Origin of the sequence: Streptomyces sp. NPDC046925 (assembly GCF_040644915.1) — a bacterium.
Classification (GTDB): Bacteria; Actinomycetota; Actinomycetes; order Streptomycetales; family Streptomycetaceae; genus Streptomyces.
Genome location: NZ_JBEYWZ010000003.1, coordinates 796,454 through 819,481 on the forward strand (window position 1 = coordinate 796,454; position 23,028 = coordinate 819,481).

A 23,028-nucleotide genomic window follows, 5' to 3' on the forward strand; every position below is an offset into this window, starting at 1 on the left:
GCAGCGATGGACGATCTGGTGGAGTTCACTACCGACGACGGCACGCCCGTCGTCATGGCCGACGTGGACGACATGCACGGCTCCCGCCTCGTCTCCCGCGGCGGCGACGGCCCCGCCCGCGCGGTGCGCACCTTCGAGGATTCGCTCGCCGGGGCGCGCGCGGCGGCGGAGTCCGCGCTGCGGGTGTTCCGGGACGGCAGCCTGCGCCCCGACTCGGTGGAGATCGAGTTCGGCGTGCGGATGTCGGCGGAGGCGGGCGCGGTGATCGTGAAGGGCACGGCGGAGGGCCACCTGGTGGTACGCCTCGCGTGGACCCCGGACGGGTCGGCGGCGCGGCCGGACATGAGGGCGGCGCAGCAACCGGGCGTGGCCGCGGTGGAGCCGGGCGGGGCCGCGGCGACGCCCGGCGGGTTCGCGGTGACGCCGGGCGGGGCCACCGTGACGCCCGGCGGGTCCTCCGTGGCACCGGGCGGGTTGCCGGCCGCGCCGCCCGTGAACCCGCCGGAGGCCACCCCCACCCCATGAGCAGCGCATCATGGCATGCCCGCATCGCGTGCGGGGGCGAGGCGGGAGCCGGGTTCCTCGTGTCCGAGCGGCACGTCCTGACCTGCGCGCACGTCGTCCGCGACAGCGCCCGCGCACCCGTCGCCGTCTCGTTCCCGCACCGCGAGGACCTCGGGGTCGTGACCGCGGCCGTCCGCGCGCACGGCGGCTGGGTCGGCCACGGCGACGACCTCGGCGACCTCGCCGTCCTGGAGCTCGACCACACGGTGCCGGTGCGGCCCGCCGAGTTCGCGGGCCCCGAGGACGCCTACGCCGAACCCCGCCCCCGGCTGCTCGTCTACGGCTTCCCCAAGGGCTACCGCGAGGGCACCCTCGCCGAGTACCGCGCCACCGCCGCCCAGCGGATCGCCGACGAGTGGGTCCAGCTGGAGGCGTGGAGCGCCCACGGGCAGCCCCTGGCACCGGGGTTCAGCGGCGCGGCGGTCACCCTCGCGGACAGCAACCGCGTCGTGGGCATGGTGTCGGCCGCCGCCCGCGCGTCCAGCGGTGTGCGCAACGGACGGATGCTGCCCACCTCCGTCATGGCCCGCTACTGGCCCCCGCTCGGCGACCTGATCCCGACCCCCGGCCACCGGCGCTCCGCGAAGGAACGGCTGCGCGCCCTGGTGGACCGGGCGACGGCGGCCGGAGTCGCCGACGACCCGGAGCGTCTCTACCGCGACGCGGTCGGCCCCTTCGACCCGCCCGTGCCGCGCGAAGGCTTCGGCTCGCTGTGGTCGGCGGCCTGGTACGTGCTCTCGGAGGTCGACGATCCCGACGCGGTGACACGCCTGGCGGACCGCCTCGCGGGGCTGCTCGAAGCGCCGTCGGCACCCGCGGCGCCGACGCCCGGCACGTTGCCCGTCTGGTCCCCCATCCTCATCGAGATCGACCACAGCGGGGCGGGCGACGACCAGCTCCTCGTCGAGGTGTCCGCGTACCGCGAGGGGCTGCGTCACCTGGTCGACTCGGACACCGTCGCCGCCGGGCACGTCCGCTCGTACGTCCAGAAGCACGTGGACGACGCCTTCTCCCATCTCACCCCCGGTACGGACGAGTTGCTGGCCTTCGTGCTGCCCCGCGCGCTGCTCAACTGGCCGGTGGCCCAGTGGGAGTGCGGCGCCGACGACCCCACCCCGCTCGGCTGCTCGTACCCCCTGGTCGTGACCGACCGGGCGCGCCGCAAGGGCGGCCTGCGCTTCCGGCTCGCCCAGAAGTGGGAGCACCTGGACGAGGGCGCCACGACCGTCCTGCACCGCGTCGAGTGCGGGACGCCGGAGAAGCCGAACAAGCTGCGGTTCCGGCTGCGGCACGGCGGCGCGAATCTGGCGGGATTCGCGGCGCCGCCCCGCGCCGAGCGGGCCGGGCCCGACGCCGGCGTGACGCACTTCGACGTCTCGCTCACCGTGCCGGTGCCGATGCTGCTTTGGCCACGCACGGGCTGCGAGGACGCCGAGCACCAGGACGGCGCCGGCTGCCAGGGCTCCGACTTCCTCGACCGTCTCGCCGCCCACATCGACGGGCATCCGCCCGCCGAACTGCCGCGCACCATCCTGTCGTTGCGCGAGAGCGCCGATGCGGCCGACGAGCCCGAGAAGCACTGGGCGCGGGACGTCCAGCTCCTCTGGGACGACCCGCGCTGCTTCCCCGACGCCCCCGCCGCCGCCAGCCACTCCCCCGTCGCCTGATCCAACGCACCTGCCGTACCTGACGTACCCGACGTACGAATACGGAGAACCCCGACCATGTCCCTGTGGCCCGTCTACACCGGCACGAACGAGCCCCACGACGGGATCTCCGAGCTGCCCGCGCCCCCGCCCTGGCGCGCCTTCGACGGCGGTCCCGTCCTCGAAACGCCCCCGGACGACGGCTCGGCGACCTCTCCGGACCGGGTGCACCGGGCGCACACCTACCGGGCCACGGAGACCTGCGTCCAACTGGTCAACGCCGCCCTGTACCTGCGGCGCCCGCTCCTGGTGACGGGGCCGCCGGGCAGCGGCAAGTCGAGCCTCGCGTACGCGGTGGCGCGGGAGCTCGGCCTCGGTCCCGTCCTGCGCTGGAACATCACGAGCCGCAGCGCCCTGCACGACGGCCTCTACCAGTACGACCCGCTCTCGCGCCTCTACGCGGCGGGCCGCTCGCCGAAGTCGCGGGCGCCGCGGGACGGTGCGGGCGTCGAGGACCATCTGCGCCTGGGCCCGCTGGGCACGGCGCTCCTGCCCTACCACCGGCCGCGCGCCCTGCTCATCGACGAGATCGACAAGAGCGACCTCGACCTGCCCAACGACCTCCTGAACATCCTGGAGGAGGGGCAGTACGAGATTCCCGAGCTGGTACGGATCGCCAAGCACACCCCGAAGGCACAGCTCCTGACCGACGGCTCCGACGTTCCGGTGACGGTCGCGCGGGGGCGCGTGCGCTGCCGGGCGTTCCCCTTCGTCGTCCTGACCAGCAACGGCGAGCGCGAGTTCCCGCCCGCGTTCCTGCGCCGCTGCGTGACGCTGCGTCTTCGCCAGCCGCGCGACGAGCACCTGGAGGAGATCGTCCGCGCCCACCTCGGCGAGCCCGACGCGTACGCCCGCACCCTCATCGCCCGCTTCCTGGAACGCGGCACCGGCGGCGAACTCGCCACGGACCAACTCCTGAACGCGATCTACCTCACGGGAGCGGCAGGCATCGACGCCACCTCCCGCGACGAACTAGCCCACCAACTGATGCCGTACCTCACCCAACCAACAGGCCCGGGCCCCGATGCACCCTGACCCTTCCCCCGCACCCCGTCACCGGGGCCCGGCAAAGGCGGCAACCACCGCCACGGGCACACGCAACGGGCTCGTACGACAACCGCCGCCGCATCCGGCACAGGCGGCGGCCCCGCTGCTCTCTACCCCCTCAGCCACGCCCAGGCATCTGCGCCTTGCAAAGGCGGCAACCGGCGCGGTAGCACGCGACGAACTCGTACCACCGCCAGCGCCGTGCCTGGCCCGGACCCCGATACACCCCACCACCTCCACCACACCCCAGCACCAGAGCCCCGCAAAGGCGGCAACCACCGCCACGGGCGCACGCAACGAACCCGTACGGCAGCCGGCGTCGTGCCCGGCGCGAGTAGTTGTGGATCTGAGCCGCGATGCAACCTGACCCCACCGGCACGCCCCCGCACCGGGGACCCGTCGCGCGTCTCGCCGATGTGTTGGCCGAGGCGGCGGGCGGTGCGCGGCCCGCGTCGATCGAGCTTGCCGAGTTGTTGTGGCTCGCGGGGCAGGCCGGTGGGGGCGCTTCGGCGGGGCAGGAGGACGCGGCCGAGACGCCGCCGTCGCCCACGCCCTCGCCCGTGCGCCCAACTCCCCCGGTCCCGGGACCCGTCGCCCCCGCCCCGCCCCCTCTGCCCGACGACCGAGTGCCGCTGCGGCTGCCCGGCCGTCCGGATGCTTCGGCTCCGCACGCGTCGGCAGAGCCCCCGCCCACCGCGCCCGGCCCCACCCCCGGCCACACCCCCGTCCGGGTCCCCGTCCCCCCGATGGTGACCCACCCCCTCACCCTGCAGCGCGCCCTGCGCCCCCTCAAACGCCGCGTCCCCTCCCCGGTGGGCCAGGTCATCGACGAGGAGGCCACGGCCCACCGCATCGCACGCCTCGGCGGCCACCCGCAAGGCTGGCTGCCGGTCCTGCGCCCCGCCGACGAACGCTGGCTGCGCCTGTGCCTGGTGTACGACGCGGGCCCCACCATGCCGATCTGGCGCCCCCTGGTCCACGAACTCCACACGGCGCTCGCCCAGTCCGGCATCTTCCGTACGGTCGAACTGCACCGCGCGCAGCCGGACGGCACGGTCCCGCCGCAGGTGGCCCACGCCCCCGCGACGGGCCGCACGGTCACCCTGGTGATCAGCGACTGCATGGGCCCGCAGTGGCGTACGGGCGCGGCGGGCGACCGCTGGTACCGCACGCTGCGTCGCTGGGCGGGCCGGATGCCGACGGCCGTGATTCAGCCACTCCCGGAACGCCTCTGGCGCACCACGGCTCTGCCCACGACTCCGGGCACCCTCCGCGCCCCGCACCCGGCGGCACCGTCCGCCGCCCTCACCTTCACGCCGTACACCGCCGATGCGCCGCCGCCCGCCGGCGCGGTACCGGTGCCGGTGCTCGAACCCGCCGGGACGTGGCTTTCGCACTGGGCGGAGCTGGTGGCGGACGCGGGCGGGGCGCAACTGCCGGGCGCGGTGGGCTGGCTGGGCCCGGCGCCCGCGGACGCCGAGTCGGGCGGCGAGGACGTCACCCGGCTCTCCGCCGAGGACCTGGTGCTCCGGTTCCGCTCCACGGCCTCCCCGGAGGCCTTCCGTCTCGCGGGCCATCTGGCGGTGGGCGTACCGCGGTTGCCGGTGATGCGGCTCGTCCAGGCGGCGGTCGAGGAGCGTCCGCGTCCGCAGCATCTGGCGGAGGTGATCCTGAGCGGAATGCTTGCCTCTGACGGGGGCGCCGGGGCGTACGAATTCCGTGACGGCGTCCGGGAGTTGCTGCTCCGCTCGCTGCCGCGTACCGCACGGGGGCGTACGCGGGAACTGCTTGCCCGAGTGGGCGGCCTCATCGACGAGCGGGCGGGGACGGCTCCCGGAGAGCTGGGAGCCGTGGCCGCCTCCGGCACCGGCGCCGGGCCGAAGACGCCGCTGGGCGAGCCGTTCGCGACGGTCACCCCGGAGAGCGCGCGGCAGTTGGGCGTGGGCCGGGACACGGGGCTGCTCGGCGATCGGTACCGCATGGTGCGGCAGATCGGGCAGAGCGGCAGGATGTGGCTGGCGGAGGACCAGCGCCACGACGGAGCGCCCGTGGTGGTGCAGCGCTACCCGCAGGCACCACAGTGGCTCCGCCTCGACTTCACCCGGGTGGCACGGCAACTGTCCCGGTTCCGGCACCCGCAGGTGGCCGCCGTGCAGGACTACGCCAACGGTGAAGTCCCCTACCTCGTCATGGACTTCGCCGACGGCCCCAGTCTCCACGACCTCCTCGCTGAGCATCCGGGCGGGCTGCCCGCCCATCGGCTCCTGGAACTGGTGCCGCCCCTCGCCGCTGCGGTCTCCGCCCTGCACACCGTGGGCCTGGCCCATGGCGGACTCTCCGCCTCGTACGTGCGGCTCCCGGCGACGGGCCCGGTCCTGTGCGGCTTCGCTCTCGTCCCCCACAACGAGGAGACCCGAGCGGCCGACCTCCGCGCGCTCGGCCGCCTGGTGCTGGAGATGTACGGCGACGGCGAGCTGAGCGACGAGCCGGATCAGCAGAACACGCACGGCACCCTGACGCCCTCCGGGCTCGGCTTCATACTGATGTCGGCCGTCGCGGAACTCGACTCGTTCGACGCGGATCTCCGACAACAGGGACTTCAACGGCTCACGCAGCTCGCCGCGCGCACACCGGTCGAGCGCGTCTACTCCCTGTTCGGCCCTCTGCGCGTCACACAGAACGGCCGCCCTCTCGCCACCGGCGCCCCCCGCGAACGGGCCATGCTCTGCATGCTCCTGCAGCGGCGCGGCCGGGGCGTGAGCCACGACGAGCTGATCGAGGGCATGTGGGGTTCCGGCGCACCCCCGGACGCGCGCCGCCTCCTCGGCACCTACGCATCGCGCCTGCGCAACGCCCTGGGCCCCGGTTCCGTGGTGACCGAGCGCGACGCGTATGTCCTGCCCCTGCCCACGGGCCCCGACGTCGTCGACCTGTTCCACGCCCAGAGGCTCTCCTCCGACGCCCAGCACGCCCGCTTCTCGGGTGACTTCACCCGCGCCCGGGAGCTGGTCGGCGACGCCCTGGACCTCTGGCGCGGCACCCCCCTGGAAGGCATCCCCGGCCCGGCGGCCAAAGCCACCCGCGCCGACATCAACCGCCTGCGGCAGTCCCTTCTGCGCACGCAGCTTGAGCTGAACAGGGAGGTCGGCGCCACCGAACAGGAGCAGGCGGAACTGGACGAGCTGCTGCGGGAGTTCCCCCACACGGAGGACGAGGTACTCACCCCGTACGAGGAGCTGCCCAGCGACCAGCTGGACGATCTCGGCGTAAGCCGTGAGCTGCCGGACGACCAGCCGACGCCCCCGCGAACCACCCTCACCTTCGAGTACCTGACCCGCCCCTCCGGCACCCGGTCGGAGACTTTGCACAAGCTGGGCCGGGAGATCTCCCATCTCCTCATCGCGGGCGGCATCGGCCCGGACCACTTCGAACTGCGGCCCCGCGCCCGCGGCTGGGACGTACACGTCGCCCCGGAAGTGCACGTACTGCACGCACTGACGGCCATGCTCCAGCAGCTCCCTGCCGCCCTCGCCGCGTTGCCGCACATCGGCCTCGGAGTGACCCTCACCCACGAGCCGGACCCCACGGTCTCCGCCCTCACCTTCCCCGCCGAGCTGCGCCACCTCTTCGACCGCCCCGGCAGCCGCGCCACCGTGATCGTCTCGAACGACCTGCACGACCGGCTGAGCCGCTCCGGCCGTATGGGCGACGCCCGCTTCGAGCCGGTCCCGCAGTCCGACGACTGGTACTGCGAGGTCACGGCGCCCGCGGAACCCCGCCCCGCGGGCACGGCCACCTCCGCCGCCCTGAGCGCGCTGCTCGCGGGCCGCACCGCCGTGATCCTCGGCTTCGACGGCCCGGTCGTACCCCTCTACACCGACTCACAGGCACGTGGCGGCGTCCTCCACCTGATGCGCCCCGTCCTGGAGGCCGGTGGCATCGCGGACACCCTCGACGGAAGTCCGCTGCTGGCCGATGAGCTGAGCGGTTACGAGGGACGGATGCACCCGATGGACCTGCTCCGCGCCCACCAGAGCCATGAGCTGGCCGCCGAACTGCGCACCCGGCTCACCTACATCGAGCGGCAGAACCTGATGAACGCCCGGCCCACCCCGCATCTGCCCCAGCTCCTGAACGCCCTCGCGGACCGGGGCATCGCCGTCGCGGTCGCCGGTGACTGCGATTCCGGCGTCATGGCGGAACTGCTGATCCGGCGGGATCTGGCCCCCGCGGTGCCCGGCGGCGCGCACGGCCGCAGCGGCGGCTCTCCCCTGCTGCCGGACCCCGACTGCCTGCGCCGCGCGCTCCTCGCCCTGGACTCCGATGCCGAGCACTGTGTGTTGGTCGGCTCCTCGTCGGCCGAGCTGCTCGCCGCCCGGCAGCTCGAACTGCCGTTCATCGGTTTCCGCCGCGACGAGAGTTCCTACCGCAGGCTCCGGGCCGAAGGCTGCGAGCTGACGCTCGACTCGCTCGCGCCACTGACCGGCACATTCCACGGCACCTGAGAGCACCGAGCCCCCGGATACACCGCCCTCACGCCTCCGGCGCCCGCGCGTCGTACCGGGCGAACCGCCGCCACCGCAGCGCGAGCAGCCCCACGGCGACGACGCACGCGATGCCGCCGCCCACCACCGCCACCCCCGGCGAGCTCAGATCCCCCACCGAGCCCGCGATGAAGTCCCCCAGCCGCGGCCCGCCCGCCACCACCACGATGAAGACCCCCTGGAGCCGCCCCCGCATCTCGTCCGGCACGGCCGCCTGCAGCATCGTGCTCCGGAACACCATCGAGACGGTGTCCGCGCACCCCGCGAGGGCGAGGAAGAAGAGGCCGAGCCACAGGTTCCGCGTCAGGCCGAAGACGGCGATCGCCGCGCCCCATCCGGCGACCGCGCACAGGATCGCGAGCCCGTGCCGCCTGATCCGCCCCAGCCACCCGGAGAAGACCGCGCCGAGCAGCGCTCCCACCGCGGGCGCCGCGACCAGCAGGCCCGCCGTCTTCGCGTCGCCCGCGAACCACACCACCGCGACCGCGGGGAACAGGGCCCGCGGATGGGCGAGCACCATCGCGCACATGTCCGTGAAGAAGGTCATCCGCAGGTTCGGCCGCGTGGCCAGGAACCGCAGCCCGTCGAGGACCGAGGCCCGCTTCCTGCGGACCCCCTCCTGCGAGCCCTCGGGCCGCATCGCGGGGAGCCGCCACATCGCGTACAGCGCCGCGCTGAAGGCCACCGCGTCCACCGTGTACGCCGCCTGATAGCCCCACAGGCCGACGACGAGCCCGCCCAGCATGGGCCCGAGCATCGTGCCCGACGTGGTCGTGATCGACGAGAGCGCGTTGGCCGCGGGCAACTGCTCGGGCGGCAGCAGGCGCGGGATCATCGACGAGCGCGCCGGCGAGTTCAGCGCCCCGCACACCGCCTGGAGCGCGACCACGGAGTACAGGAACCACACGTGGTGGAAGCCCGCGAAAGCACCCGCGGCCAGGGCCACCGAGAGCGCGCACGAGCCGAGCGACGAGTAGAGGCCCAGCTTCCGCCGGTCCACCGTGTCGGCGATCGCGCCCCCGTACAGGCCGAAGACGACGAGCGGGACCAGCGAGAAGAGCCCCACGAGGCCGACCGAGAAGCTGGAGTGCGTGATGTCGTAGACCTGGAGGGAGACCGCGAGGGCGGTCATCGCCTGGCCCATCCAGGAGATGGTGTTGCCGACCCAGAGGCGGCGGTAGTCGACGGACGTACGCAAAGGCGTCAGATCGGCGAGTATGCGCCTTTTCGTGACGGGCTCCCGGGGCTCCACTGGTACCGGGGACAGCGGGGGGTTACTGGCGGCTTCGGGTATCCGGGGACCGTCGGCTTCGTCTTCTTCAGGGGGCGTTTGCTTCACACGGGATGCTAACTGCGCCGCCCGCGACGCGATCAAGACCACCCGTGCGGCGGCACCCCGCCCGGCTCAGCCCAACGCGCGCGCCGCCCGCGGCCACCGCACGATGCGAGATGGGACCGTCGTCCGGCGGTCCGTACGGTCTGCGCTCTCGGGAGGATCTGCCATGACCGTCAGTCTGGAGCAGTTGCGCCGCTGCCACATCGCCGTCGACCTGGGTGCCGCGAGGACCCGGGTGTTCGTGAAGGGCGCGGGTCTCGTCGTCGACGAGCCGAGCGCCGCCGCCGTGAACACACGGACGGGCGCGCTCATCGCGGTCGGCCGGTTCGCCGAGCAGATGACGGGTCGCACGCCGGGCTATATCCGCGTCGTACGGCCGGTATCCGGCGGCACCGTCGTCGACATCGAGATGGCCCAGCGCATGCTGCGCCACCTCATCGGCGAGAAGCTCCGCCGCAATCTGCGCCGCAAGCCGCGGCTGCGTGCCGCCGCCTGCACGCCGCACGACGCGGACCCGCTGGCGCGCCGCGCCGCCGTGGAGACGATGGTCGGGCTCGGGGCGCGCAGGGTCGAGCTCGTGGACACGCTCATCGCGGCGGCCGTCGGCTGCGGGCTGCCCGTGGAGCAGCCGGAAGCGACCATGATCCTGGTGTGCGGGGCCGCGACCACGCAGGTCGCGGTGTTGTCGCTCGGGTCGATCGTCACCGCCCAGCGGATCCCGGTCGGCGGTGAGGCCATCGATCACGCGATCGTCCAGCACCTGCGCCACCACCACGAACTGATGCTGCCGAGCCAGTCGGTACGTCCCCTTCAGCTCGCCCTGCGCGGCAACGGCCTCACGTCGCAGGGGCCCGAGTCGACCGAGATCCACGGCCGCGACGTCGCCACGGGCCTTGCCCGCTCGGTGCACGTGGACACCGCCGCCGTCCGCGAGGCGATCCACACGCCGCTCACCGCCGTGCTCGACGGCATCGGCAAGGTGCTGCGGGACTGCCCGCCGGACCTGGTGGCCGACCTGGCCGATCGCGGGATCATGATGGTCGGCGGCAGCGCGCTGCTTCCGGGGCTCGACCAGATGCTGCGGGACGCGACCGGGATGCCGGTGGAGATCGCCGAGCGGCCCGACGTGTGCGCCGTGATGGGGCTCGGGGCGATGCTGGAGGGCAAGATCCAGCCGCTGGCCCTCAACCCGCTGTCCGGCTGATCGCGGCCCTCCCCCGCTGATCTCAGCACCTCCCGCGGAGGAGTGCCCGTATGTCGATGACCGTGCAGTTGGTCGGCTCCGCGCTGATCCTGCTCGCCTTCGTCCTGGCCCAGGCGGGCAGGCTCGGCACGGGCACCTGGTCCTACCTCTGGCTGAACTTCACCGGGTCAGGGCTCACGGCGGGTGATGCTCTCTACGAAAGGCAATGGGGGTTTCTGCTTCTGGAGGGCGCGTGGATGGTGGTCTCGCTGCTGGGCCTGGTCAGGAAGGCGCGGCGCGGCGGGGCCGCGGGCAACCCGGCGGGCGCCGCGCGATGAGCGGCACCGACCTGCCCCTGCCCCTCGTGCCGCTCCTGGACGCGGTGCTCGGCGTCGGCTCGGACCTCGAACTGCACACCACGCTGCAGCACATCGTGGAGAGCGCGGCCGAGCTGACCGGGGCGCGGTACGGCGCGCTCGGCGTCATCGACCCCGGGCACGGCAAGCTGACCGATCTGTTCACGGCGGGCCTGACCGAGGCCGAGCGGGAGCGCATCGGCCCGCTGCCCGACGGCCAGTCGGGCCTCCTGGGCACCCTGATCCGCGAGCCCCGGCCGCTCATCCTGGACGACCTGACGGCGGACCCGCGCTCGTGCGGCGTGCCGCCGGGGCACCCGGAGATGCACAGCTTCCTGGGCGTTCCCGTGCACGTCCACGACGAGGCGTTCGGCAATCTCTACCTCACCGAGAAGCGCGGGGGCCGCTTCACCGACGAGGACCTGCAACTGCTCCGTGTCCTGGCGAGCCAGGCGGGCATCGCGATCGGCAACGCCCGTCTGTACGAGGCGGCGAGGCAGCGCGAGCGCTGGATCGACGGGGCCGCGGCGGTCACCACGGCGCTGCTCACCGGCGAACCGGCGTCCGACGCCCTGATGACGGTCGCCGAGAAGGCCCGCATCCTCGCCAACGCCTCCGCCGGGGTGATCCTGCAGCCCACGGAACAGGGCGGCATGCGGATCGTGGCGGCGGCGACGGCGGAGGACACCGACGATCCGCCGAGCACGGCCCCCTCCCACCACCTCCAGAACGACCTCATCGGCACCACCATCGAACCCGGCAGCGCGGTCCTCGAACAACTGCTCGGTGGTGAGCCGGTGTTCATCGAGGACTCCGCGACCGACCCCCGGATGACCACCCACGTGCGGACCAACTTCGGGCCCAGCCTGATGCTGCCGCTGCAGGCCGGCGGACGGCTCATCGGGACGCTCGCGCTGCCCCGCCGCAGGGGCGAGCGGGCCTACACCTCGGTGGAGCGCCTGCTGGCCACGCAGTTCGCCTCGCAGGCCGCCCTGGCCCTCGTCCTGGCGGACGCCCAGCAGAGCAGGCAGCGCCTCGCGGTGTTCGAGGACCGCGACCGTATCGCCCGCGACCTGCACGACCTCGTGGTGCAGCGGCTCTTCGCCACCGGCATGATGCTGGAGTCCACCCGGCGCAGGGACCGATCGCCGCAGGTCGAGTCCACCCTCGAGCAGGCCGTGGACGAGCTGGAGTCCACCATCCAGGAAGTCCGTACGGCGATCTTCGCGCTCCAGCAGCCGCCCGCCGACGCCCCCACCACGTTCCGCGGCAAGGTGCTGCGCGAGACGGCGGGCGCGGCCGCGGTCGTCGGCGTGCAGCCCTCGGTGCACTTCTCCGGCGCCGTCGACACCCGCGTCACGGAGCCGGCGGCGGGCCATCTCCTCGCCGCCCTGCGCCGCGCCCTGGCCACCGCGTCACGCCGCCCCGACGTGACCCGCATCGAGGTGGCGGTGGACGCCAGGGCGACACTCCCGGACGGCCGGACGGCGGTACGCCTGACGGTGTACGACGACGGCACGACGGACGGCGCGGGCCCCGGCACGACGACGACGTGGCAGGCGCCTCTCTGAACAACCGGGCGGGCGCCTCTCTGAACGACCGGGCAGGCGTACGCCGATTCGGGTGACCGGCTCAGGCCGCCTCGTAGTGATGCGCGTCCCCGCCCCGCCACTTCACCCAGGACGGATCGTCGAGCAGCCCCTCCGCGCCCCGCAGGCCGGTATCCCGCAGGAACGCGACGACATCGGCGTCGGAGTGCGCGAGGCCGAGGATCTCTCCGCGGACCGTGATCCGGCGGCCGCCCGTGCCGACCGGGGGGTGCACGGTCACCGGCGCGGCGGACGCACGTCCGTCGTGCGCGTTCACCGGCGCTTCCGCGACTGCAGGTACCAGGCGGCGGCAAGGCCGACGACCACCAGGACGATCAATATCTTCATGACGCCCTGGTTCCCCGGATCCCGGACCTGAAGCTCACTCCCTGCCGGGCGCGTCGATTCGACGCCCGGCAGCCGGGAAAGCGCAGGGTTGCCATGACGCCGGGCAGGCCCGGCGCGCGCCCGCGAGGACACGAAGGAGAGAGCAGATGCTGTTCGGCAAGGAGCACGTCAAGCGCTACGTCGAGACCGACGGCGAGGAAGGCCACGACTGGCAGGGCACCACGGTGCTCATCCTCACCACCACCGGCCGCAAGAGCGGCGAGCAGCGCAGCACCCCGCTGATCTACCGGCCGCACGGTGACGCGGTGCTCGTGGTGGCCTCGAACGGCGGGGCCGACACCCCGCCCCTGTGGTTCCGGAACCTGGAGGCGGACCCGGAGGTGCAGGTGCAGATCAAGGGCGATCGCTTCACCGCCCGCGCCCGCACCGCGACCCCGGACGAGAAGCCGGGTATGTGGCGGACGATGGCCGCGACGTGGCCCGCCTATGACGAGTACCAGACCAAGACCGACCGGTCGATCCCGGTCGTGGTCCTGGAGCGTGTCTGAGGGCCGGGCCGCAAGAAGCGGCGGGACGCGGTGGCACCCCGCGCCGATCGGCGGAGCCACCGCTTGTCCCGTGCTGTGCGTGTCCCCGCATGTCACCGCAAAGAGCACGGCCGGGAGGTTTGCACTGTTGACGCAGGTGGAATCGTTCCTGCGCCCCAGCGCTTGAGTGGGGCGGGTGGGACTCGAACCCACGGCCGACGGATTATGAGTCCGCTGCTCTAACCGGCTGAGCTACCGCCCCTAACGGCGCGTCGCGCACATTTGTGCGCGCCGTCTGCCGCAGCATAGCCGCTCATACGATCTCCTGCTTCGGATGGTCGGCATCGCTCGACCATGAGGACTGCAGCGCTGCCCACATGGTTCCACCAGGCATGAAAATGGACCCCTGAGGTGAATCTCAAGGGCCCATCTCACTTGCTCTCCCGACTGGACTCGAACCAGTAACCTGCCGGTTAACAGCCGGCTGCTCTGCCAATTGAGCTACAGGAGACCGAGCTCCCCCGACTGGACTCGAACCAGTAACCTGCCGGTTAACAGCCGGCTGCTCTGCCAATTGAGCTACAGGGGATCGTCTCGTTTGCATCGAACGCAGCTGCCTGGGAACTCTCCAGGCGGCGGGCGGTCGCTGCGACACATACATTAGCGCAAGCAGGGGGGTGCTCCGCCAATCGGTATCCCCCACCGCCGACGCAGAGCAGCCGACGAGCGAACAGACGCTCGACGCCGACGTAAGGGAAGGGTGGCAGACATGCGCTACCGGCTCACATTCGTGGCGGGTCTGGCTCTCGGGTACGTGCTCGGTACCCGGGCCGGCCGCGAGCGCTACGAGAAGCTGAAGAAGTCCGCCCGGGAGATCGCGCAGAACCCGGCCGTGCGCAACACCGTCGAGTCCGCGACCCAGCAGGGCCGCGACGTGGCGGGCAAGGCCTTCCACTCCGTGTCCGAGAAGGTGGGGGACCGGGTTCCCGACTCGGTGAGCGACCGGGTGCGGTCGCTGCGCGAGCGCGGGCAGGGCGGCGGCGAGGACGACTGGGGCACCAGCAACACCTAGCCGGGACGATTCCCGGGAGCTGAGGTGCGGGACACGTCGCGCGGTGCGGCAGAATTCGTGGCATGGGGATAGTCGCAGGGTTGGACAGTTCGCCCGATTTCACTCGCATCGTGGTCTGTGACGCGGACACGGGTGCCGTACTCAAGCAGGGCTATGCCCCGCATCCGACGGAGAACCCGGAGGGCGGGCGGCCCTCGGACGTCGATCCGCAGGCCTGGCTGCTGTCTCTGGGCGAAGCGGCGGGCGGCGGCCTCCTCGAAGGCGTGCAGGCCATCGGCGTATCCGCCCAGCAGAACGCGGTCGTCCCCCTCGACCAGCACGGCAACACGGTGCGGCCCGCGCTCGTCGGCAACGACCGGCGGGCGCAGGTCGCCGCCGCCGACCTGATCGACGGCCTCGGCAGCCGCGAGGCCTGGGCGCAGGCCGTGGGATGCGTCCCGCAGGCCGCCCACCCCGTGACGAAGCTGCGCTGGCTGGCGAAGACCGAGCCGGAGGCCGCGCAGCGCGTCGCCGCCCTCATGCAGGCGCACGACTGGCTGGTGTGGCAGCTGCTCGGCAGGCCCGCACGGCGTACGACCGACCGCGGCGGCGCCTCCGGGACCGGTTACTGGTCGGCGGCGACCAGCCAGTACCGACCCGATCTCGTCGATCTCGCGCTCGGCCACCAGGCGATGCTGCCCGAGGTGATAGGCCCCGCGGAGGCCGCGGGGACGACGCCCGAGGGGCTGCTGATCTCGGCGGGGACCGGCGAGACGATGGCGGCGGCGTTCGGGCTGGGGGTGCAACAGGGTGACGCGGTGGTGTCGTTGGGGGCCTCGGGGTCCGTGATGGCGGTGCACCACGAGGCCCTGGTCGACCCGAGCGGGACGATCACCTCGCTCGCGGACGCCACCGGCATGCATCTGCCGGTGGTGCATACGCTGAACGCGGTGCGCGTGCTGCGCGGCGCCGCCGAGATGCTCGGGGCGGCCGACCTCGAAGCGCTCTCCGAGCTGGCCATGAAGTCGACGCCGGGTGCGCACGGGCTCGTGCTCCTGCCGTATCTGGAGGGCGAGAAGACGCCGAATCTGCCGCACGCCGCGGGCACGCTGACCGGCCTCCGGCGTGAGTCGATGCGGCCCGAGCATCTGGCGCGGGCCGCGTTCGAGGGCATGCTGTGCGGGCTCGGCGACGCGCTGGACGTGCTGCGGGGGCGGGGCGTGGAGGTGCGCCGGGTGTTCCTGCTCGGCGCGGCGGCCGAGCTGCCCGCGGTGCAGGCGGCGGCGCCGATGCTGTTCGGCACGCAGGTCGTGGTGCCGCAGCCCGCGGACTACGCGGCGATCGGCGCGGCACGCCAGGCCGCCTGGGCGCTGAACGGCCAGTTGCCTTACTGGCAGGGAGCGTCCGCGCAGGTCTTCGAGCCGGGCGAGGAGCACGCCGTGGGCCAGGCGGTCCGCCAGCAGTACCGGACGGTACGGGAACAGACGCATCCGGGGGCATTGGAGATCGGCGGCTACTGAGGGGCGCCCGTCAGGGGCGCCCCTCAGGGGCGCGGGGAACTGCGCGCTCAGCCACAAGAGAGCCGCAGCGACAAACCCGCTTCTTGACCCAGCCCATATTTTTACCGGGTCATGGCTTAATCGGTTGCGCACGCCGGGGTGCGGTACCTGAGTATGGAGGCGCCCACGCCAGAAACCCCGCCTCTCGAAGAGACTCCGTGCTCATACGACTCCTACGGGCCCACCTGGGTCCGTACAAGAAACCCATCGCCCTGCTGGTGCTGCTGCAGTTCCTGCAGACCTGCGCCTCGCTCTACCTGCCCACGCTGAACGCCGACATCATCGACCAGGGTGTCGTGAAGGGCGACACGGGCTACATCCTCTCGTTCGGCGGCATCATGATCGCCGTCACCGTCGCCCAGGTGGTCTGCAACGTCGGCGCCGTCTACTACGGAGCCCGTACCGCGTCCGCCCTCGGCCGCGACGTCCGGGCCGCCGTCTTCGACCGCGTGCAGTCGTTCTCCGCCCGCGAGTTGGGGCACTTCGGGGCGCCGTCCCTGATCACCCGGACGACCAACGACGTCCAGCAGGTGCAGATGCTGGTCCTGATGTCGTTCACGCTGATGGTGTCGGCGCCGATCATGTGCGTCGGCGGCATCATCATGGCCCTCGGTCTCGACGTACCCCTCTCGGGTGTCCTGGTCGCGGTCGTGCCCGTCCTCGCGATCAGCGTGAGCCTGATCGTCAAGCGCCTGAGGCCGCTCTTCCGCACCATGCAGGAGCGCCTGGACACCGTGAACCGCGTGCTGCGCGAGCAGATCACCGGCAACCGCGTGATCCGCGCCTTCGTCCGCGACGACTACGAGAAGGACCGTTTCCGCGAGGCCAACTCCCGGTTGACCGACGTCTCGCTCGGCACCGGCAAGCTGCTCGCACTGATGTTCCCGATCGTCATGACCGTCGTGAACCTCTCGTCGATCGCCGTGGTGTGGTTCGGCGCGCACCGCATCGACAGCGGCGGCATGCAGATCGGGGCGCTCACCGCGTTCCTCGCGTATCTGATGCAGATCGTGATGTCCGTGATGATGGCCACCTTCATGTTCATGATGGTGCCGCGCGCCGAGGTCTGCGCCGAGCGCATCGAGGAGGTCCTGGACACCGAGAGCAGCGTGGTGCCCCCGGTCTCCCCCGTGACGGAGCTGCGCAGCCACGGCCATCTGGAGATCCGCGGCGCGGGCTTCCGCTACCCCGGCGCCGAGGAGCCCGTCATCAAGGCCGTCGACCTGGTCGCGCGGCCCGGCGAGACGACCGCCGTGATCGGGTCCACCGGCAGCGGCAAGTCGACGCTGCTCAGCCTCGTGCCGCGGCTCATCGACACCACCGAGGGCGAGGTCCTGGTGGGCGGCGTGCCGGTGCACACCGTCGAGCCCGCGCTGCTCGCGAAGACCGTGAGCCTGGTGCCGCAGAAGCCGTACCTCTTCGCGGGCACGGTCGCCACCAACCTGCGCTACGGAAACCCGGACGCCACGGACGAGGAGCTCTGGCACGCGCTGGAGGTCGCCCAGGCCAAGGGGTTCGTCGAAGGCCTCGAAGAAGGCCTGAACGCGCCCATCTCGCAGGGCGGCACGAACGTCTCCGGCGGTCAGCGGCAGCGGCTCGCGATCGCGCGGACCCTGGTGCAGCGCCCCGAGATCTACCTCTTCGACGACTCGTTCTCGGCCCTGGACTACGCGACCGACGCCGCCCTGCGCGCCGCGCTCGGCCGCGAGACCGCCGAGGCGACCGTCGTGATCGTCGCCCAGCGCGTGGCGACGATCCGCGACGCGGACCGCATCATCGTCCTCGACGAGGGCCGGGTCGTGGGAACAGGACGCCATCACGAGTTGATGGAGAGCAATGAGACCTACCGGGAGATCGTGCTCTCCCAGCTGACGGAAGCGGAGGCCGCGTAATGGCCGGTCCGGGCGGCGGACAGATGATGGGGCCGGACTCCCGGTCGATGGACTTCAAGGGATCCGGCAAACGGCTCCTGGCGCAGTTCAAGCCGGAACGCACCACGATGTACGGGATGCTCGCGGCCGGAGTGCTCAGCGTGGCGCTCAGCGTGCTCGGCCCCAAGATCCTCGGCAAGGCGACCGACCTGCTCTTCGCGGGCATCGTCGGCCGTGACATGCCGGCGGGCATCACCAAGGACCAGGCCATCGAGGGCCTGCGCGACAAGGGCGACGGCGGCATGGCCGACATGCTCTCCGGGGTCGATTTCACGCCGGGCGAGGGCATCGACTTCGGCGCCATGGGCGAGGTCCTGCTGCTTGCCCTCGGCGTGTTCCTGATCGCGGGACTGCTGATGGCGGTGGCGACGCGGCTCTCGAACCGCGCCATCAACAAGACCGTCTTCCACATGCGCGGCGCCGTCCAGGAGAAGCTGTCGCGGCTTCCGCTCTCGTACTTCGACAAGCGGCAGCGCGGCGAGGTGCTCAGCCGGGCGACGAACGACCTCGACAACATCGGCCAGACCCTCCAGCAGACCATGGGCCAGCTGGTGAACTCGCTGCTCACCATCGTCGGCGTACTGATCATGATGTTCTACGTCTCGCCGCTGCTCGCCCTGGTGGCGCTCGTCACCGTGCCGCTGTCGTTCTTCGTGGCGACGAAGGTGGGCAAGCGGTCGCAGCCGCAGTTCGTGCAGCAGTGGAAGACCACCGGCAAGCTCAACGCGCACATCGAGGAGATGTACACCGGGCACAACCTGGTGAAGGTCTTCGGGCGCCAGGAGGAGTCGGCCAAGGCCTTCGCCGAGCAGAACGACGCGCTGTACGAGGCAGGGTTCAAGGCGCAGTTCAACAGCGGGGCCATGCAGCCGCTCATGTTCTTCATGTCGAACATCAACTACGTGCTCGTGGCCGTGGTGGGCGGCCTGCGGGTCGCTTCAGGCGCCCTGTCGATCGGTGACGTACAGGCCTTCATCCAGTACTCGCGGCAGTTCTCGATGCCGCTCACGCAGGTCGCCTCGATGGCGAACCTGGTGCAGTCCGGTGTCGCGTCGGCCGAGCGGATCTTCGAGCTGCTCGACGCGGAGGAGCAGGAGGCGGACCCGGTGCCGGGGGCGCGTCCCGACCAGTTGCGCGGCCGGGTCGAGATGGAGCAGGTCTCCTTCCGCTACGAGAAGGACAAGCCGCTCATCGAGGACCTGTCCCTGAAGGTCGAGCCGGGCCACACGGTGGCGATCGTCGGACCGACCGGCGCGGGCAAGACCACGCTGGTCAATCTCCTCATGCGGTTCTACGAGGTGACCGGCGGGCGCATCACCCTCGACGGGGTCGACATCGCGAAGATGTCGCGCGACGAACTGCGGTCCGGCATCGGCATGGTCCTCCAGGACACCTGGCTGTTCGGCGGCACCATCGCGGAGAACATCGCGTACGGGGCGCCCAAGGACGTCACCCGCGAGGAGATCGAGGAGGCGGCGCGGGCGGCCCACGCCGACCGCTTCTGCCGCACGCTGCCCGACGGCTACGACACGGTGATCGACGACGAGGGCACGGGGGTGAGCGCGGGCGAGAAGCAGCTGATCACGATCGCGCGGGCGTTCCTCTCCGATCCGGTGATCCTGGTCCTCGACGAGGCGACGAGTTCGGTCGACACCCGCACCGAGGTGCTCATCCAGAAGGCCATGTCGCGGCTCGCCCACGGGCGGACCTCGTTCGTCATCGCCCACCGGCTCTCCACGATCCGGGACGCGGACACCATCCTGGTGATGGAGGACGGCGCGATCGTGGAGCAGGGCACGCATGACGACCTGCTGGCCGCGGGCGGGGCCTATCAGCGGCTGTACAAGGCCCAGTTCGCGGAGGCCGTGGCCGAGGTCGACTAGCGCCGTCGGGTCCGGGGCTCAGTCTAGATAGCCCCGCAGCTGGTCCGCGAAGGCGTGGTCCCGCAGCTTGTTGAGGGTCTTGGACTCGATCTGGCGGATGCGTTCGCGTGTCACGCCGAAGATCCGGCCGATCTCCTCCAGGGTGCGGGGCCTGCCGTCCGCGAGGCCGTAGCGCAGCTGGACCACCTTGCGTTCGCGCTCGCCGAGCGTGGAGAGCACCGCCTCCAGGTGTTCGCGAAGCAGCAGGAAGGCCGCCGATTCGACGGGGCTCGTCGCGTCGCCGTCCTCGATGAGGTCGCCGAGCGCGACGTCGTCCTCCTCGCCCACCGGCGCGTGCAGCGACACCGGTTCCTGGGCGAGCCGCAGGACTTCGCTGACGCGCTCGTGCGGCAGGTCGAGCTGGGCGGCGACCTCTTCGGGGGTCGGTTCGTAGCCCCGCTCCTGGAGCATGCGGCGCTGGACGCGGACGACGCGGTTGATCAGCTCGACGACGTGCACGGGCACGCGGATGGTGCGGGCCTGGTCGGCGAGGGCCCGTGACATCGCCTGGCGGATCCACCAGGTGGCGTACGTGGAGAACTTGTAGCCGCGTGCGTAGTCGAACTTCTCGACGGCCCTGATCAGGCCCAGGTTTCCCTCCTGGACGAGGTCGAGCATGGTCAGTCCGCGCCCGACGTACCGCTTGGCGACGGAGACGACCAGGCGGAGGTTGGCCTCGATCAGACGGCGCTTGGCCATCCGGCCCATGACGACCAACTTGTCGAGGTCCAGGGCGAGTTGCGAGTCCAGGTCGGTGGAAAGGCGCAGCCTCTCCTCGGCGAAGAGACCGGCCTCGACACCGCGGGCGAGTTCCACTTCCTCCGCGGCCGTGAGCAGCGGAATCCGGCCTATCTCGCGCAGATACTGCCGGAACAGGTCGGACGAGGGGCCGCCGGTGTCGGCGCGGCTACGAGGGGCCGCGGGAGGCAGCGGGAGCGCGCCGCTCTCCGGTTCGAGCGCCTCCGGGGCGTCCCGCGGGTCGGGGGCCGCCTCCGCTTCGGGGCTTTCGGGCCCCGCTTCCGGGTGCCGTGCGGCGCGGCTCTGTGGGGGCACGGCCGCGATGACGTCCGTATCCGCCTCCGCCTCCGCTTCCGCGGCAACGGCGGTCTCGGTCTGGGTGAGGGTCTGGGTCTGCACGGGGGCGACCTCCATGATGATCGCTGCTGAGGCGTGCGGCAGCGGTACAGCGGGATCGGCTTCCACGGCCTCGCCGCTGTCCGTCCCGAACACGATGTGTGGAATCGCGGGTTCACCGGATCCGCATCCGCTGTCTGCGGGCCGGCCGCGCTCCGAGGACTCAGGCACCGCAACCCAGTGTGGGGCACGACACACGGCCGCCACGAGGGGCGTGCGGGGACTTTTTGAGTCCGGTCCGTAACCGCGTGGTTACCCGGCGGGTAACCAGACCCGCGCTCCGTGAACCTCAGAGAGCGTCGGCGCCGCGCTCGCGAAGCGCCCTGCCGTACTGCTGGAGGACCCACAACTCGTTCTGTACGGCGGCCAGTTGGGCGGCATCACCCTGGGCGCTCAGGCGGGTCAGACTGCCCTGGACGTCACGGATACGGCGGTCGACGGCGCGCAGCCTGACCTGGACGAGCTGCATGCCCGCGTAGATCTCGTCCACCGATCTGCGCAGGATGGCCTCGACGGCCAGCTCGGTGACCATGGCGCGGACCGTGTCGTCGGGAGCCGCGTCCAGGACGCGGGCGAGGTAGGTCTGCGGCTCGGGGATGCCCGCTTCCGCGCCGCCGGCCTCCTCGACGCACCGGCGCACCGCAGCGTACGGCGGGGCGGTGAACTCGTCCGCGCCATACGCGTCGAACGCCGGGGAGACCAGCTCCGGGCGCTGGAGGGCCAGCTTGAGCAGCTCGCGCTCGGTGCGGTGCGCGGGGCTGCGGAGCGTGAGCGCCGGGCCGGAGGGCCCTGAGGGCACAGCCGGCGCGGAGGGAGCGTACTGCTGGCCGCGGGGCGGGCCCTGCTGGGGGGCCGGGCCCCTGCCGCCCCGGTCGCGGGCCCAGCGCGCCAGCTGGGCGACGCGCTTGACCACGAACTGGGTGTCCATGATGCCGAGCATCCCGGCGAGCTGTACGGCCACTTCGTGCTGTGCGCCGCTGTTCTTGATGCGGGCGACGACCGGCGCGGCCTCGTCCAGGGCGGCGGCGCGGCCCGCGGGGGTCTCCAGGTCGTACCGGCCGACGATCTGGCGCAGCGCGAACTCGAAGAGCGGCGTACGGGGTTCGACGAGGTCGGCGACCGCCGCGTCCCCCTTGGCCAGGCGCAGCTCGCAGGGGTCCATGCCCTCGGGCGCGATCGCGATGTACGTCTCGGCGGCGAACTTCTGGTCGTCCTCGAAGGCGCGCAGGGCGGCCTTCTGGCCTGCCGCGTCACCGTCGAAGGTGAAGATCACCCGCGCCGAGCCGTTGTCCATCAGGAGGCGGCGCAGGATCTTGATGTGGTCGCCGCCGAAGGCGGTGCCGCAGGTCGCGATGGCGGTGGTGACACCGGCGAGATGGCAGGCCATGACGTCCGTGTAGCCCTCGACGACGACCGCGCGGGAGGTCTTGGCGATCTCCTTCTTGGCCAGATCGACTCCGTAGAGCACCTGGCCCTTCTTGTAGATCGGCGTCTCGGGGGTGTTCAGGTACTTCGGGCCGTTGTCGTCCTCGCGCAGCTTGCGGGCGCCGAAGCCGACGACCTCGCCGCTGATGTCGCGGATCGGCCACATCAGCCTGCCGCGGAAGCGGTCGATGGGGCCGCGGCGGCCCTCCTGGGAGATGCCGGAGAGGATGAGCTCCTTGTCGGTGAAGCCCTTGCCGCGCAGGAACCGGGTGAGGTGGTCCCAGCCCGCCGGGCTGTAGCCGACGCCGAAGTGCGCCGCCGCTGCCTGGTCGAAGCCGCGCTCGGCCAGGAACTTCCGGCCGATCTCGGCTTCGGGGCTCTCCAGCTGGTCGACGTAGAACTGCGCGGCGATCTTGTGGGCCTCGACCAGGCGGATGCGCTCGCCGCGCTGGCTCGACGGGTTGTACCCGCCCTCTTCGTAGCGAAGGGTGATGCCCGCCTGGGAGGCGAGGCGCTCGACCGTCTCCGAGAAGGTGAGGTGGTCGATCTTCATCACGAAGGCGATCGTGTCGCCGCCTTCCTGGCAGCCGAAGCAGTGGAAGAGACCCTTGCCCGGGCTGACCTGGAAGGACGGTGACTTCTCGTCGTGGAAGGGGCACAGGCCCTTGAGGTTGCCTCCGCCCGCGTTCCGCAGCTGGAGGTAGTCGGAGACCACGGCGTCGATCGGGACCGCGTCCCGAACCGCCTTCACGTCCTCGTCATTGATCCTTCCAGCCACGTTGGAATACTACGACCCGGCTAGGACA

At 71.9% G+C, this 23,028-nt stretch carries 16 protein-coding genes and 3 tRNA genes; 12 read left to right on the forward strand and 7 right to left on the reverse strand.

The window, feature by feature from the left end; all coding sequences use genetic code 11:
• Positions 1-6 precede the first annotated feature (6 nt).
• From ABZ906_RS16840 to ABZ906_RS16855, 4 genes are all read left to right on the forward strand, one after another.
• Positions 7-525, forward strand: a complete 519-nt coding sequence (locus ABZ906_RS16840; protein WP_361382671.1) for a CU044_2847 family protein — start codon at positions 7-9, stop codon at positions 523-525.
• Positions 522-2,231 carry a trypsin-like peptidase domain-containing protein gene (locus tag ABZ906_RS16845; RefSeq protein ID WP_361382674.1) on the forward strand — a complete coding sequence of 570 codons (1,710 nt, stop codon included), beginning with the start codon at positions 522-524 and terminating at the stop codon, positions 2,229-2,231. Before ABZ906_RS16840 ends, ABZ906_RS16845 begins: the two co-directional genes overlap by 4 nt.
• 57 nt (positions 2,232-2,288) lie before the next feature.
• A complete protein-coding gene (locus ABZ906_RS16850; protein ID WP_361382677.1) occupies positions 2,289-3,305 on the forward strand; it encodes a MoxR family ATPase in 1,017 nt (338 codons plus the stop codon).
• 368 nt (positions 3,306-3,673) lie between these two features.
• Positions 3,674-7,822: an SAV_2336 N-terminal domain-related protein gene (locus ABZ906_RS16855; RefSeq protein ID WP_361382680.1), complete on the forward strand. Its 4,149-nt coding sequence runs from the start codon at positions 3,674-3,676 to the stop codon at positions 7,820-7,822.
• Positions 7,823-7,850: 28 nt separating this feature from the next.
• Here the strand turns inward: ABZ906_RS16855 and ABZ906_RS16860 are convergent, their stop codons facing one another.
• On the reverse strand, positions 7,851-9,113 hold the full coding sequence (locus ABZ906_RS16860; RefSeq protein ID WP_361382683.1) for an MFS transporter: 1,263 nt from the start codon (positions 9,111-9,113) through the stop codon (positions 7,851-7,853).
• Positions 9,114-9,363: 250 nt separating this feature from the next.
• On the opposite strand from ABZ906_RS16860, the gene ABZ906_RS16865 reads away from it, so the two are divergent.
• Genes ABZ906_RS16865 through ABZ906_RS16875 form a run of 3 tightly spaced genes read left to right on the forward strand, consistent with a single transcriptional unit; the run spans position 9,364 to position 12,307 of the window.
• Positions 9,364-10,401, forward strand: a complete 1,038-nt coding sequence (locus ABZ906_RS16865) for a rod shape-determining protein (RefSeq protein ID WP_361189375.1) — start codon at positions 9,364-9,366, stop codon at positions 10,399-10,401.
• Between the two features lie 50 nt (positions 10,402-10,451).
• The gene (locus ABZ906_RS16870) at positions 10,452-10,718 is read left to right on the forward strand and encodes a hypothetical protein (RefSeq protein WP_361189373.1); all 267 of its coding nucleotides are present in this window, start codon (positions 10,452-10,454) and stop codon (positions 10,716-10,718) included.
• Positions 10,715-12,307, forward strand: a complete 1,593-nt coding sequence (locus ABZ906_RS16875; protein ID WP_361382686.1) for a GAF domain-containing protein — start codon at positions 10,715-10,717, stop codon at positions 12,305-12,307. Before ABZ906_RS16870 ends, ABZ906_RS16875 begins: the two co-directional genes overlap by 4 nt.
• Before the next feature lie 61 nt (positions 12,308-12,368).
• Here the strand turns inward: ABZ906_RS16875 and ABZ906_RS16880 are convergent, their stop codons facing one another.
• Positions 12,369-12,602 (reverse strand): hypothetical protein, encoded by a 234-nt coding sequence (locus tag ABZ906_RS16880; RefSeq protein WP_361189369.1) that lies wholly within the window; start codon positions 12,600-12,602, stop codon positions 12,369-12,371.
• A 217-nt stretch (positions 12,603-12,819) separates the two neighbouring features.
• On the opposite strand from ABZ906_RS16880, the gene ABZ906_RS16885 reads away from it, so the two are divergent.
• Positions 12,820-13,221 (forward strand): nitroreductase family deazaflavin-dependent oxidoreductase, encoded by a 402-nt coding sequence (locus ABZ906_RS16885; RefSeq protein ID WP_361189366.1) that lies wholly within the window; start codon positions 12,820-12,822, stop codon positions 13,219-13,221.
• Positions 13,222-13,388: 167 nt separating this feature from the next.
• On the opposite strand, the gene ABZ906_RS16890 is transcribed toward ABZ906_RS16885, so the two are convergent.
• From ABZ906_RS16890 to ABZ906_RS16900, 3 genes are all read right to left on the reverse strand, one after another.
• Positions 13,389-13,462, reverse strand: a tRNA-Ile gene (locus ABZ906_RS16890).
• A 176-nt stretch (positions 13,463-13,638) separates the two neighbouring features.
• Positions 13,639-13,711, reverse strand: a tRNA-Asn gene (locus ABZ906_RS16895).
• Positions 13,712-13,716: 5 nt separating this feature from the next.
• Positions 13,717-13,789 (reverse strand) — tRNA-Asn (locus ABZ906_RS16900).
• Positions 13,790-13,969: 180 nt separating this feature from the next.
• Here ABZ906_RS16900 and ABZ906_RS16905 point away from each other — a divergent pair.
• The 4 genes from ABZ906_RS16905 (at position 13,970) to ABZ906_RS16920 (ending at position 19,624) form a co-directional block, all read left to right on the forward strand.
• Positions 13,970-14,272, forward strand: coding sequence for a YtxH domain-containing protein (locus tag ABZ906_RS16905; protein ID WP_361189364.1), 303 nt, complete (start codon positions 13,970-13,972; stop codon positions 14,270-14,272).
• Positions 14,273-14,334: 62 nt separating this feature from the next.
• The gene (locus ABZ906_RS16910) at positions 14,335-15,771 is read left to right on the forward strand and encodes an FGGY family carbohydrate kinase (protein WP_361189362.1); all 1,437 of its coding nucleotides are present in this window, start codon (positions 14,335-14,337) and stop codon (positions 15,769-15,771) included.
• Positions 15,772-15,968: 197 nt separating this feature from the next.
• Positions 15,969-17,702, forward strand: a complete 1,734-nt coding sequence (locus tag ABZ906_RS16915; protein ID WP_361382689.1) for an ABC transporter ATP-binding protein — start codon at positions 15,969-15,971, stop codon at positions 17,700-17,702.
• Positions 17,702-19,624: an ABC transporter ATP-binding protein gene (locus tag ABZ906_RS16920; RefSeq protein ID WP_361189357.1), complete on the forward strand. Its 1,923-nt coding sequence runs from the start codon at positions 17,702-17,704 to the stop codon at positions 19,622-19,624. The genes ABZ906_RS16915 and ABZ906_RS16920 overlap by 1 nt, the downstream gene beginning before the upstream one ends.
• An 18-nt stretch (positions 19,625-19,642) precedes the next feature.
• Here ABZ906_RS16920 and ABZ906_RS16925 read toward each other — a convergent pair whose 3' ends face one another.
• On the reverse strand, positions 19,643-20,968 hold the full coding sequence (locus tag ABZ906_RS16925) for an RNA polymerase sigma factor (protein ID WP_361382692.1): 1,326 nt from the start codon (positions 20,966-20,968) through the stop codon (positions 19,643-19,645).
• A gap of 118 nt (positions 20,969-21,086) precedes the next feature.
• On the reverse strand, positions 21,087-23,000 hold the full coding sequence (gene dnaG, locus ABZ906_RS16930) for a DNA primase (protein WP_361189350.1): 1,914 nt from the start codon (positions 22,998-23,000) through the stop codon (positions 21,087-21,089).
• Between the last annotated feature and the right edge of the window lie 28 nt (positions 23,001-23,028).

What these genes read in the sequence shown, in the direction of transcription:
- ABZ906_RS16840 (WP_361382671.1), top strand. Translation starts at nt 7, where the DNA reads ATGGACGATCTGGTGGAGTTCACTACCGACGACGGCACGCCCGTCGTC.
- ABZ906_RS16845 (WP_361382674.1), top strand. Translation starts at nt 522, where the DNA reads ATGAGCAGCGCATCATGGCATGCCCGCATCGCGTGCGGGGGCGAGGCG.
- ABZ906_RS16850 (WP_361382677.1), top strand. Translation starts at nt 2,289, where the DNA reads ATGTCCCTGTGGCCCGTCTACACCGGCACGAACGAGCCCCACGACGGG.
- ABZ906_RS16855 (WP_361382680.1), top strand. Translation starts at nt 3,674, where the DNA reads ATGCAACCTGACCCCACCGGCACGCCCCCGCACCGGGGACCCGTCGCG.
- ABZ906_RS16865 (WP_361189375.1), top strand. Translation starts at nt 9,364, where the DNA reads ATGACCGTCAGTCTGGAGCAGTTGCGCCGCTGCCACATCGCCGTCGAC.
- ABZ906_RS16870 (WP_361189373.1), top strand. Translation starts at nt 10,452, where the DNA reads ATGTCGATGACCGTGCAGTTGGTCGGCTCCGCGCTGATCCTGCTCGCC.
- ABZ906_RS16875 (WP_361382686.1), top strand. Translation starts at nt 10,715, where the DNA reads ATGAGCGGCACCGACCTGCCCCTGCCCCTCGTGCCGCTCCTGGACGCG.
- ABZ906_RS16885 (WP_361189366.1), top strand. Translation starts at nt 12,820, where the DNA reads ATGCTGTTCGGCAAGGAGCACGTCAAGCGCTACGTCGAGACCGACGGC.
- ABZ906_RS16905 (WP_361189364.1), top strand. Translation starts at nt 13,970, where the DNA reads ATGCGCTACCGGCTCACATTCGTGGCGGGTCTGGCTCTCGGGTACGTG.
- ABZ906_RS16910 (WP_361189362.1), top strand. Translation starts at nt 14,335, where the DNA reads ATGGGGATAGTCGCAGGGTTGGACAGTTCGCCCGATTTCACTCGCATC.
- ABZ906_RS16920 (WP_361189357.1), top strand. Translation starts at nt 17,702, where the DNA reads ATGGCCGGTCCGGGCGGCGGACAGATGATGGGGCCGGACTCCCGGTCG.